General features: G+C 59.1%; 6 protein-coding genes. All 6 read left to right on the forward strand.

Annotated elements, in window-relative coordinates; all coding sequences use genetic code 11:
- Nucleotides 1-63: 63 nt before the first annotated feature.
- A complete protein-coding gene (locus AC1DNI_RS22415; RefSeq protein ID WP_477693474.1) occupies nucleotides 64-1,953 on the forward strand; it encodes a SurA N-terminal domain-containing protein in 1,890 nt (629 codons plus the stop codon).
- A 15-nt stretch (nucleotides 1,954-1,968) separates the two neighbouring features.
- Nucleotides 1,969-2,988: an anthranilate phosphoribosyltransferase gene (gene trpD, locus AC1DNI_RS22420; protein ID WP_477693475.1), complete on the forward strand. Its 1,020-nt coding sequence runs from the start codon at nucleotides 1,969-1,971 to the stop codon at nucleotides 2,986-2,988.
- Nucleotides 2,989-2,990: 2 nt separating this feature from the next.
- Complete coding sequence (gene trpC, locus AC1DNI_RS22425; protein ID WP_477693476.1) at nucleotides 2,991-3,809, forward strand: indole-3-glycerol phosphate synthase TrpC; 819 nt, start codon at nucleotides 2,991-2,993, stop codon at nucleotides 3,807-3,809.
- On the forward strand, nucleotides 3,806-4,297 hold the full coding sequence (moaC, locus tag AC1DNI_RS22430; RefSeq protein WP_477693477.1) for a cyclic pyranopterin monophosphate synthase MoaC: 492 nt from the start codon (nucleotides 3,806-3,808) through the stop codon (nucleotides 4,295-4,297). Before trpC ends, moaC begins: the two co-directional genes overlap by 4 nt.
- Before the next feature lies 1 nt (nucleotide 4,298).
- Nucleotides 4,299-5,507, forward strand: coding sequence for a molybdopterin molybdotransferase MoeA (locus tag AC1DNI_RS22435; protein WP_477693478.1), 1,209 nt, complete (start codon nucleotides 4,299-4,301; stop codon nucleotides 5,505-5,507).
- A gap of 915 nt (nucleotides 5,508-6,422) precedes the next feature.
- Nucleotides 6,423-13,670, forward strand: a 7,248-nt coding sequence (locus AC1DNI_RS22440; RefSeq protein WP_477693479.1) for a DUF7507 domain-containing protein, incomplete at its 3' end; no start/stop codon positions are given.

Genomic DNA, 13,670 nt, shown 5'->3' on the forward strand with positions numbered 1-13,670 from the left:
CCCTGCATCACGCTATTCCCGCGTGGATTAAATTATGCTTCTTGACTGACACGGTGATTTTTCATGCTCGACTCTCTCCGCAATGTTGCACAGACCTGGGTGGTCAAGGTGCTCATGGGCCTTCTCGTCATCAGCTTTGCCGGATGGGGTGTATCCAATACGATCCTTGGTGCAATCGGCGGCGGCGCGGCAATCCGCGCAGGCCATTCCGAGGTCTCTCCGGTAGACTACCGCCTCGCCTATGACCGCCAGCTTGCAGCGCTCTCGCAGCAGTTCGGGCAGAGGCTGACGCGCGAACAGGCTGACGCCATCGGCATCGGGCATCAGGTCCAGGGACAGCTCGTTGCAGGCGTCGTTCTCGACGAACAGGCACGCACCATGTCCCTCGGCCTCTCCAAGGATCGCCTCGCCCAGCTTGCGGCAGAAGATCCAGCCTTTCATGGTCCGGACGGTCGGTTCAACCAGGCGCAGTTCAATGCCGTGTTGCGCAATGCCGGCATGAACCCGCAGAGCTACCTCGATAATCGCGCGCAGGTCGCGCGCCGCCAACAGATCGTCGAGGCCGTCGCCGATGGCATAAAGGCGCCTGATGCGCTGCTAAAGGCCCTCGCCATGTACAAGGGGGAATCGCGCACCATCGATTATGTCGCCATGCCGGCCGACTTCATCAAGGACGTCGCCGATCCGAGCGATGACGTGCTGAAGACCTATTTCGAAGCGAACAAGGAGGCCTATGGCGCACCGCAGTATCGCAAGATCACCTATGTAAAGCTCGAGCCAAAGGACATCGCCAACGCGGCAACCGTCGCGCCCGAAGAAATCAAGGCGGAATACGACAAGAACATTGCACGCTACACCACCCCGGAAACCCGGACGATCGAGCAGCTTACCTTCGCCAATGAGGAAGCGGCAAAGGCGGCGCACGACAAGATCGTAGCCGGAACGAGCTTCGAGGACGTGGTGAAAACGGAAGGCAAGACGATGGATGACGTGCGGCTCGGGACATTCCCGAAGCCAGCCCTCCCCGATCGCTCGATCGCGGATGCCATCTTTGCGCTGCAGCCAAATGGCATCAGCGACGTGCTCAAGGGTACTTTCGGACCGGTGATCGTTCGCGTTGCCGCGTCGACGCCGGAGGTCATCAAGCCGCTTTCGGAAGTCGAAAACGACATTCGTGAGAACCTCGCTCTCGCCCAGGCGGCATCGACCATCGGCGATGTGCACGACGCCTATGAGAATGCGCGCGCCGACGGGCAGAGCATGGCGGAGGCCGCAGCCAAGGAAAATCTCAAGGTCGTCACCATCGATGCGGTCGACCAGGCTGGTCGGGGCATGGACGAAAAGCAGCTCGCCGATCTTCCTTTTGACGAGAACCAGCTTGCCGCTGTCTTCCAGGCCGATGTCGGCTTCGACAACGAACCGTTCAATCTCGGGACCAATGGCTATCTCTGGTATGACGTGACTAGCGTAACGCCTGCGCGCGAGCGCCCGCTCGACGAGGTGAAGGCCCGCGTCATCGCCAACTGGAAGAAGGCGGAAATCGAAAAGCAGCTCAATGCCAAGGCGGAAGAGGTACGCAAGCGCGTGGCCGATGGCACTTCGCTGGATGTGATTGCGTCCGAGTTCAAGTTCGCCAAGGATACCAAGCGTGGCATCACGCGCGAAAGCAAGGATGCGGATCTCGGTCAAGGCGGTGTTGCCTCGGTGTTCGACGGCCCGGAAGGCGTGGTCGGCGTGACGGAATCGGCGACCGATGGCTCGAAGCTGATCTTCAAGGTGACGGAATCGATCGAGCCAGCAAATGTCGGACCAGATGCGATCACCACGGTCGAGAAGAATGCCATCGGCAATCGTCTTGCCGATGATCTGCTCGACCAACTGGTTTCGCAGTTGCAGACTGTCTATCCTGTTTCCGTCAACCAGTCCGTCATCGACAGGGCCCTGGCCCGCTGAGCCGCGAGAAAGAGAATGGCTGAACTAAAGCGCTTTATCGGCATTGCGGCAGCAGGCAGGGCTCTCACCCGCGAGGAAGCGGTCGAGGCCTTCGATATCATGATGTCCGGACAGGCAACGCCGGCGCAGATTGGTGGCCTGTTGATGGCGCTGCGTGTGCGCGGCGAAAACATCGACGAGATCACCGGCGCCGTTTCTGCCATGCGCTCGAAAATGCTGACGGTGACTGCACCGGCAAACGCCATCGACATCGTCGGAACGGGTGGCGATCAGTCGGGCTCCTATAATGTGTCGACTTGCGCTGCCTTCGTTACCGCCGGCGCCGGCGTTCCTGTTGCCAAGCATGGCAATCGGGCGCTGTCCTCGCGTTCCGGCGCGGCAGATACGCTCGCGGCGCTCGGCATCAATATCGAGATCGGGCCGGAACTGATCAGCGATTGTATCGAGCAGGCAGGCATCGGCTTCATGTTTGCGCCGATGCATCACCCAGCCATGAAACATGTCGGGCCGGCGCGCGTCGAACTTGGCACACGGACGGTTTTCAACCTGCTTGGGCCGCTGACCAACCCCGCCGGCGTCAAGCGCCAGCTCGTCGGCGTGTTTTCCCCGGAATGGGTCGAGCCGGTCGCCCACGTTCTCAAGGCGCTCGGATCAGAATCTGTCTGGGTCGTTCACGGGGATGGGCTTGATGAAATAACCACTGCGGGCGTCACGAAAGTCGCCGCGCTGGAAAACGGCGTCATTCGCCAATTCGAGATTGACCCGGAGTCCTTTGGCCTGCGTCTCGTCGATCCTCAGGATCTGAAGGGCGGCTCGGCGGATGAAAACGCCGTATCCCTGCTCTCCGTCCTCGATGGCGCCCATGGCGCATACCGCGATATTACACTATTCAATGCCGGCGCGGCGCTGGTGATTGCCGGCGCGGTACCGGATCTGAAAGCCGGCATTGCCATGGCTGGCCAATCGATCGACAGCGGCGCGGCGCGAAATGTGCTAAAGAAGCTGGTTCACGTATCCAACAGCGGGGCGATCTGACCATGGCTGATATTCTTCGCAAGATCGAGGCCTATAAGCGCGAAGAGATCGCGGCCGCCAAGGCGCGGACACCGCTCGATGAACTGCAGGCGCGGGCGCGCGACGAGGATGCGCCGCGTGGCTTCCTTGCTGCTCTGCGCAAAAAGCGCGATGCGGGCGAGTTCGGCCTCATTGCTGAAATCAAGAAGGCGAGCCCTTCCAAGGGGCTGATCCGGCCGGATTTCGATCCGCCCGCGCTCGCCAAGGCCTATGAAGAAGGCGGCGCCGCCTGTCTCTCCGTTCTCACGGACCAGCCATCCTTTCAGGGCGCACCGGAATATCTGGTTGCTGCGCGCGCCGCTAACGGACTGCCTGCACTGCGCAAGGATTTCCTGTTCGACACTTATCAGGTGTACGAGGCGCGCAGCTGGGGGGCGGATTGCATCCTCATCATCATGGCCAGTGTTTCCGACGATCTCGCCAAGGCGCTTGAGGAAACGGCGCTGGCGCTCGGCATGGACGTGCTGGTTGAGGTTCACGACGAGGCCGAGATGGAGCGGGCGCTGAAACTCACCTCCCCGCTCCTTGGCATCAATAACCGCGACCTGCGTACGTTCAACGTCGACATTGCCACTTCCGAGCGGCTGGCCGGTATGGTTCCAGCGGACAAGCTGCTTGTCAGCGAGAGCGGGATCTTCACGCATGCGGATTGCGAACGGCTTTCCCGCTCCAACATCGGAACGTTCCTCGTCGGTGAAAGCCTGATGCGAAAGGACGATGTCGCGGCGGCGACGCGGCTCCTCCTGAACGGCGCGGCTTCGCAACAGAACGACGCGGCATGACAAGGCTTAGCCATCTCGACGAAACGGGCGCGGCCCATATGGTCGATGTGGGCGGCAAAGGTGAAACCGAACGCGTGGCGATCGCCGAAGGTTGCGTCAAAATGCGGCCCGAGACATTGGCGCTCATCCGCGCTGGCAATGCCGCCAAGGGCGACGTGATCGGTACAGCCCGCATCGCCGGGATCATGGCAGCGAAGAAGACGCATGACCTCATTCCGCTCTGCCATCCGCTGCTTCTGAGCAAGATCACGGTCGATATCGAGGCGGATGAAGCATTGCCCGGCCTGAGAGTGTCCGCAACGATAAAACTGGTGGGCAAGACCGGCGTTGAAATGGAGGCGCTGACCGCGGTCTCTGTTGCCTGCCTCACAATATACGACATGGCGAAAGCCGCCGACAAAGCCATGATTATTCAGGATATTCGGCTGTTGCGGAAGACCGGCGGCAAGTCCGGCGACTGGTCGGCCGATCCAATCAACGGGAACTGATATGGCAGCCCTCCTCCCCGTCAACGAAGCGCTGGCGCGGATTCTGGCCGGTGTCGATACGCTCGATTTCGAGATCGTTCCCCTTGCGGATGCAGGCGGGCGCGTCCTCGCCAAAGATCTTCACGCCAAGCGCCAGCAGCCGCCCTTTGCCGCCTCGGCGATGGACGGTTACGCCGTACGCGCCGCGGATGTTGCGACCGTGCCTGCGACTTTGCAGTTGATCGGTCAATCCGCCGCCGGGCATGCTTTTGCCGGCACCGTCGGCCCAGGTGAGACAGTGCGGATTTTCACGGGAGCCCCGCTTCCCGGCGGCGCTGACAGCGTCGTCATCCAGGAAAACACTGTTGCGCATGGCGAGCGCATCGAGATCGCCGAGCCTATCGAGCATGGCAAGAATATCCGCAGGGCCGGGTTGGACTTCAATGAAGATGACGTGCTGCTTGAAGCAGGACGTCTGCTCGACGCCGCCGCGCTGGCTCTTGCCGCATCGGGCAATAATAAGGCGGTCCCGGTCGTGCGCCGGCCACGCATCGCAATCCTTGCGACGGGCGACGAACTGGTTGCTCCCGGTGAAGATATGCGACCTGACCAGATCGTCGCATCGAACAGTTTCGGCCTTGCTGAAATCATCCGCCAGGCGGGCGGCTTCGCCATCGATCTTGGTATTGCCGAAGACCGCGTCGAAGCCCTGAGCGCAGCTTTCGACCGCGCCACGGCCGCGGATGCCGATGTTGTCGTGACCCTCGGCGGCGCATCCGTCGGAGATCATGATCTCGTCCAGCCCGCGCTTGCTGCGCGCGGCATGGTCCTCGATTTCTGGAAGATCGCGCTGCGGCCCGGCAAGCCGTTGATGTTCGGCCGTCTTGACGGTACCCGAATTCTCGGGCTTCCCGGCAATCCCGTATCCAGTCTCATCTGCGCGCATATCTTCCTCGTGCCGCTTATCCGCGCGTTCAGCGGTCTTGCACACGAGCCGGATTTGCGCAGCGCCGAACTCGGAACCGACATGGCCATGAACGACCAGCGACAGGACTATGTGCGGGCTCGCGTCATACGGCAGCCGGACGGCACGCTCGTCGCCACGCCTTTCCCGTTGCAGGACTCCTCAATGCTGAAGTTTTTCGTCGAAGCAAATGGGCTGATCGTGCGTAAGCCCTTTGCACCGGCCGCACCTGCGGGGTCACCCTGCGAAGTCTTGATGTTGCGCTAGGGCAACGTTTTAGAGTTGTGATCAGCGGCACCGCCTTGGGGTCTATGGACCAGGCAAACTTAGTTTGTTACGATCTTATTAGTTGATTCGACTGTCTATTTAAGTAATGCAACCGTTGGTTGTACGAATTTCGAAATTTTATTTAGTAAATGATCGCCCCTATGGGCTTTAAAATAACTATTGATAAGTTTTTAGCGCCTTTATTGGGGCATCTATCCCAAGCTTGTCTTCGTGACGCGAGATCATTTTACACGTCATATAATTTATTGCTCAAGGTATTTTATATTGATTGTATTTATGAGAATTGCCCGGTATTGGGCCCGTTTGCCAAAATATCTTGTAGCAATGATCCTTGCGGGACTATTGGCATGGACGCTGCAAGGCGTGGCGCAGGCCCAAGTGCAGCGCAGCATCATCAATCAAGGCTTCGAAGCGCCGTCGATCGGCACGTCAATTGCCGGGAAACCTTGCTATGCGACGATCCACGAAGATCTTGTTCCGGGCTGGAGCACATCCCACAGAAAGACAGGCTTCTCCACGGGGGATTGTACAAGCTCTTTTTTTCCTGGAGGAAGTCTTTCGGGGGGGACGGGCGGCTTCATCGAGATCTGGCGATCGGGCTATAGTACAGTTCCTTCGTCGGAAGGGAGCCAGTTTGTCGAACTGAACGCCGATGAGCCTTCGCGACTGTTCCAGACAGTTTGTCTGGTTAAGGGAGAAACATTCAACTGGCGCTTCGCCCACCGCGCCCGAGGAGCCGGCGCGGAGACAACGTCATTCAATATCTCTCCGATCTCAAAGCCTGGCGGGCTGGCCACCGACGCCACGACAACGGAAATCGCGTCCAGTAGCGTGAAAAAGGCGGAAGGCTGGAATAAACGCAGCGGCACGTTTACATATAAGGGTGACTCCGGCTTGCAGACGCTGGGGTTCAGATCGAGCGACCCGGGCAGTAACGGGAACTTTCTCGACGACGTTCAAATAGAGCTGACGCCATATGTCGAGTTGCAGCCCGGTGAGAGCAGCGGCGCCGAAAGCATCGGTTCAGCAAATCTCCCGACGCTGCGTCTCGCCGGTACTCTGACCAAACCACTCACATTGACAGTCAGCGTCAGTGGTACGGCAACACTCGGAAAAGACTTTACGACGCCTGGCGGGACAGACAAATTCACAGTCGAAATCCCCGCTGGAGATTATGACGGAACCAAGGGTGTTCCGAGCGGTATTGAGGTCACAAACGACAGCGATATCGAGCCGAACGAAACGATTATTCTCACCATTGAGGCAAACAGCGCCGCGTACACGCTTGCGAGTACGACGACGTGCGGCGGCAAATCGACGACCACGACGAAGTATACAATACAGGATGACGACGCGCGTATTACGGTCAAGAAGCAACTGACGGGCAAGCGGGTCAACCCGGCCGATCAATTCAGGCTGTTTGTCACTGACGCCAGCAAGGTAAATGTCGCCGCCGCCACGACGACGGGCGCCGATTCTACTGTTACCGGGTTTGCGACAGCGAATGTTGTGGGCGGTTCAAAGTATACGGTGATGGAAACGGGTTCCACCACCGCGGCGATGCCTTATCTCATTGAGTCGTATCAATGCGTGAATGCGAACGCGGCATCCGGAACTGCCCTTCCATCGGGAAAAACGCTGAACAGCTTCGAAATCACCCCGGCAGTCGGGGACGATATTATCTGCACGTTCAAGAACGCCCCCTATACTTACGCCCTGACATTGGTGAAGTCGGTCACATCCGGCAACTTCTTCACCAAGGTTGGGGACAAGATCACATATAGCTACACCGTCACCAATTCCGGCAATATGCCGATTACAGATCCGATAGGGATTTACGACGACAAAAGCCCTGCCATGACGTGTCCATCCCTCCCGGCTGGTGGATTTTTGCCAAACGCGTCCCTGGCATGCTCGGCCTCTTATACCGTGAAGCAGGCCGATCTTGACGCCAACAAGGTAACCAATATTGCATTCGCCGCTATCGGCAAGATCGAATCCGCGCGAGTGTCAGCCACGGCTTACCGCGCTCCTGCGTTGGGTTTGGACATAAAGATCACGCCCGATCCCTACAAGGCCGTCGGCGACAAGATCGTCTACACCTACACCGTGACCAATATCGGCATTTTGGCGATCACCAAACCCATCGTAATCACGGATGAAAAATATACGGTGAAATGCGATCCGCTGCCGGCCGGCGGGTTGGCTGCAAAAGCCACGCTGACCTGTACCGCCGAATATACTGTCAAACAGGAAGACCTTGACGCCGGCAAGATCGTCAATACGGCGTCGGCCACCAGCCAAGGCGTTACTCCCTCTGTCCCGGTAACCGGAACCGTATTGGCAGAGCAGAAACCGCAGCTGACGCTAGAGAAAAAGGTGGCGGGTGGGCTGAAAACCTATGCTGCCGTCGGTGAAAAAATCACGTACGACTATACGGTTAGCAATACCGGCAATGTGACAATCACCAAGCCGATCAGCATCACCGACGACAAGATCAAAACGGTCACCTGCCCGGCGCTGACCGACGGCGTACTCAAGCCCGGCGGAATACTGACCTGTACCGCTGACTACAGCGTAACCCAGGACGATCTCGATACTGGCAGCGTCACCAACACGGCCCAGGCAACCGACGGCGTCATCAATTCAAACAAAGTGGTCGTAACGGCCCCGGCCACACAGGCTCCGGCGCTGAAGCTCGAAAAGTCGATCACCACCGGCAGCCCGTTCAAGGCGGTCGGCGACAAAATCAGCTATAGCTACAAGGTCACCAATACCGGCAATGTGACGATCACCAAGCCGATAAGCGTCAGCGACAACAAGATCGGAACATTCGCCTGCTCGGGCCCGACCGACAGCGTACTCAAGCCGGGCGGAATATTGACCTGCGCCGCCGACTACAGCGTTGTCCAGACCGATCTCGATACCGGCAGTGTCACCAACAAGGCGCAGGCAACCGACGGCACCATCAAGTCGCCCGACGTGTTCGCAACGGCCACGGCCACGCAGGCTTCGGCGCTGAAGCTCGAAAAGACAATAAAGACCGGCAACCTTTTCAAAGCGGTCGGCGACAAGGTGAGTTATAGCTATAAGGTCACCAATACCGGCAACGTGACGATCACCAAGCCGATCAGCATTATCGACAACAAGCTGGGAACAGTCACCTGTCCGAGTCTGCCCAGCCCGCCGACGGTGAAGGGGAGCGTGGCCGACGGCAGGCTTGCGCCGGGTGGAATATTGACCTGCACCGCCGACTACAGCGTAACCCAGATCGATCTCGATACTGGCAGCGTCACCAACAAGGCGCAGGCAACCGACGGCGTCATCAAATCAAACGAAGTGGTCGTAACGGCGGCAGCCACACAGGCTTCGGCGCTGAAACTTGAAAAATCGATCATCTCCGGCGACCCTTTCAAGGCCGTCGGTGACAAGGTGAGCTATAGCTACAAGGTCACCAATACCGGCAATGTGACAATCACCAAGCCGATTAGTGTCAGCGACAACAAGATCGGAACAGTCGCCTGCTCCGCCCCGACCGACGCCGCACTCAAGCCCGGCGGAATACTGACCTGCGCCGCCGACTATAGCGTAACCCAGGCCGATCTCGATGGTGGCAGTGTCACCAACAAGGCGCAGGCAACCGACGGCAACACCAAGTCGCCCGAAGTGTTCGCGACGGCCGCGGCCACGCAGGCTCCGGCGCTGAAACTTGAAAAGACAACCACGACCGGCGCCCCTTTCAAGGCGGTCGGCGACAAGATCAGCTACACCTACAAGGTCACCAATAGCGGCAATGTGACGATCACCAAGCCGATCAGCATCAGCGACAACAAGATCCTGAACGTCACCTGCCCGAACCTACCCAGCCCGCCGACGGTGAAGGGGAGCGTGGCCGAGGGCAGGCTTGCGCCGGGCGGAATATTGACCTGCACCGCCGACTACAGCGTAACCCAGGCCGATCTCGATGCTGGCAGCGTCACCAACAAGGCGCAGGCCACCGACGGCGCCACCAAGTCGCTCGAAGTGTTCGCGACGGCCACGGCCACGCAGGCTCCGGCGCTGAAGCTCGAAAAGACAATCACGACCGGCGACCCTTTCAAGGCGGTCGGCGACAAGGTGAGCTATAGTTATAAGGTCACAAATACCGGCAATGTGACGATTACCAAACCGATCAGCATTAGCGACAACAAGCTCGGAACAGTCGCCTGTCCGGCGCTGACCGACGGCGCACTCAAACCGGGCGGGATACTGACCTGCGCCGCCGACTATAGCGTCGTCCAGTCCGATCTCGATACCGGCAACATCACCAACACGGCGCAGGCAACCGACGGCGTCATCAAATCAAACGAAGTGGTCGTAACGGCGGCGGCCACGCAGGCTTCGGCGCTGAAACTAGAAATGTCGATCACGACCGGCGACCCTTTCAAGGCGGTCGGTGACAAGGTCAGCTATAGCTACAAGGTCACCAATATCGGCAACGTGACGATCGCCAAGCCGATCAGCATTAGCGACAACAAGATCGGAACGTTCGCCTGCCCAGCGCTGCCCAATGGCGCACTCGAGCCCGGCGGAATATTGACCTGCGCGGCAGACTACAGCGTGCTTCAGGCCGATCTCGATGACGGCAGCGTCACCAACAAGGCGCAGGCAACCGACGGCGTCATCAAATCAAACGAAGTGGTCGTAACGGCAGCAGCCACACTGGCTCCGGCGCTGAAGCTCGAAAAGACAATCACGACCGGCGACCCTTTCAAGGCGGTCGGCGACAAGGTGAGCTATAGTTATAAGGTCACCAATACCGGCAACGTGACGATCACCAAGCCGATCAGCATCAGCGACACCAAGATCGGAAAAGTCGCCTGCCCGGCGCTGCCCAATGGCGCACTCGAGCCCGGCGGGATATTAACCTGCACTGCCGACTACAGCGTCCTTCAGGCCGATCTCGATACTGGCAGCGTGACCAACAAGGCGCAGGCAACCGACGGCGTCATCAAATCAAACGAAGTGTTCGCGACGGCCACGGCCACGCAGGCTCCTGCGCTTAAACTCGAAAAGTCGATCACCTCCGGCAGCCCGTATGAAGCGCTCGGTGACACGGTCAGCTATAGCTACAAGGTCACCAATACCGGCAATGTGACGATCACCAAGCCGATCAGCATTACTGACGACAAGATTATCCATAGCGTCGCCTGCCCGGCGCTGACCAATGGCGCACTTGAGCCCGGCGGGATATTAACCTGCGCCGCAGACTACAGCGTCCTTCAGGCCGATCTCGATGCTGGCAGCGTCACCAACAAGGCGCAGGCAACTGACGGCCTCGTCAAATCAAACGAAGTGGTCGTAACCGCGGCAGCCACACGGGCTCCGGCGCTGAAGCTCGAAAAGACGATCACGACCGGCGACCCTTTCAAGGCGGTCGGCGACAAGGTCGGCTACGCTTACAAGGTCACCAATACCGGCAATGTGACGATCACCAAGCCGATCAGCATCACCGACAACAAGATCGGAAAATTCGCCTGCTCCGCCCCGACCGACGCAGCACTCAAGCCCGGCGGGATACTGACCTGTGCCGCCGATTACAGCGTAACCCAGGCCGATCTCGATACTGGCAGTGTCACCAACAAGGCGCAGGCAACCGACGGCGTCGTCAAATCAAACGAAGTGGTCGTAACGGCGGCAGCCACACAGGCTCCGGCGCTTAAACTCGAAAAGTCGATCACCTCCGGCAGCCCGTTTAAAGCGGTCGGTGACAAGGTTGGCTACGCTTACAAGGTTACCAATACCGGCAATGTGACGATCACGAAGCCGATCAGCGTTAGCGACAACAAGATCGCATCGGTGTTCTGTCCTGCCTTGTCCGAGGGCGTATTGAAGCCTGGCGACAGCCTCGATTGCACCGCGGAATTTGTTGTCAAGCAGGACGATCTTGACTTGGGGAGCATCGTCAACACAGCCTCTGCGAGCGATGGAAGCACTCAATCGCCAGAGACCGCTGCAACCGCCTGGGCGACACAAACGGCTGAGCTTAGCCTGCAAAAATCGATTACATCCGGTTCGCCTTACGCCAGGATAGGCGACAAGATCAGCTATTCCTATAAGGTTATTAATACCGGCAACGTGACGATCACCAAGCCGATCAGCATCACCGATGACAAGATCAAGAACGTCGCCTGCCCCGCCCTGACCGATGGCAAGCTGACGCCGCAAGCCATCGTGATCTGCCGGGCAGACTATGACGTCCAGCAAACGGACCTCGATACCGGCAGCATAACAAACACGGCGCGCGCGACAGACGGCGTCACTCAATCCGGCGGCTCGACAGTCACCGCAACGGCGACCAAAACGCCTGGCCTGACCTTGAAGAAGACGGCTAAATCCGGGAGCAGCTATAAGGCCGTCGGCGACCTGATCACCTATGATTATCTGGTTACCAATGCCGGCAACGTCACCGTAACGAACCCAATCTCCATCACCGACGACAAAATCGGCACGGTGGCATGCCCCGCGCTGCCTATGGGCGGCCTGACGCAAAACGGTTCCTTGGACTGCTCGGCAAGTTATGCGGTCAACCAAACCGATATCGATGCAGGTCTTGTGACAAACAAGGCAACTGCAACGGATGGTTCGATCGTCTCGCCCGGGGCGGAGGCTACGGTACAGGCGACCCAAACTCCGGCGCTCACCCTCGAAAAGTCCGCCAAAGCCGGCAGCAGTTATTCCGCTGTCGGCGATACGATTATTTATTCTTACATCGTCAAGAATGCCGGCAATGTCACGATCAACAAGGCGATCAGCGTCGCCGACGACAAGATACCGGCAGTCTTATGTCCGGCGCTGCCGGAGGGAGGCCTACGACCGAACGACGCTATCGCTTGCGCGGCCGAGTACAAGGTGAAGCAGGCGGATGTCGATGCCGGAAGCGTCACCAACAGTGCCAGGGCGACCAACGGGGCGGTGACATCGCCGGAGGCCGAGGCCACGGTGGCGGCCATGCAAAAACCGGGGCTCAGCCTCGAGAAGAAGGTCGCATCGCTATCGGGCAATACTGTCGGCTCGACCATTGCCTACGCGTTCACCGTCAAGAACACCGGCAATGTAACGCTGAAGAACATCCGGCTCACCGACAGTCTCAAGGATGCCGTGGTCAGCGGCGATGCCATTGCCGAGCTTGCCCCCGGGGCTTTCGACGACAAGACCTTTAGCGCGCTCTATACGCTGAAACAGGCCGACATCGACGCCGGCAAGGTCGACAATGCCGCCACCGTCACCGGAACGCTGCCGTCGGGCAGCGATATCAGCAGCGACGGCGCCGTGACGACACCGATCATCGCAGCGCCGGGGCTCATTCTCGAAAAGAAGACTGGACCGCCATCCGGCACAACCGCCGGCTCGACCATTGCCTATAGATTCACCGTCAAGAACACCGGCAATGTGACGCTGAAGAACATCAGGCTCACCGACAAGCTTGCCGATGCCGTGGTCAGCGGCGATGTCATTGCCGAACTCGCTCCCGGGACCTTCGACGACAAGACCTTCACCGCACTCTATACGCTGAAGCAGGCCGACATCGATGCCGGCAAGGTCGACAATGCCGCCACCGTCACCGCAACGCTGCCGTCGGGCAGCGACATCAGCAGCGACGGCGCGGTTACGACCATTCTTGGCCAGGGCGCGACGCTCGAACTGGTAAAGACCGCAAGCCCGCCATCCAGCAACGTCGCCGGTGCAACAATTGCCTACAGCTTCACCGTCAGGAACACCGGCAATGTGACGCTGAAGAACATCAGGCTCACCGACAAGCTTGCCGATGCCGTGGTCAGCGGCGATGTCATTGCCGAGCTTGCCCCCGGGGCTTTCGACGACAAGACCTTCACCGCGCTCTATACGCTGAAGCAGGCCGACGTCGATGCCGGCAAGGTCGACAATGCCGCCACCGTCACCGGCACGCTACCGTCGGGCAGCGATATCAGCAGCGACGGCGGCGTGACGACGTCGATCACGGCAGCGCCGGGGCTCAGCCTCATCAAGACGGCCAAGGCGGGAAGCACCTTCAAGGCCGTCGGCGACAAGATCTCCTACGACTATGTCGTTTCCAATAGCGGCAATATCACGGTCACCAAGCCGATCAGCATTGCCGATGAT

Source organism: Phyllobacterium sp. 01N428, from assembly GCF_056399405.1.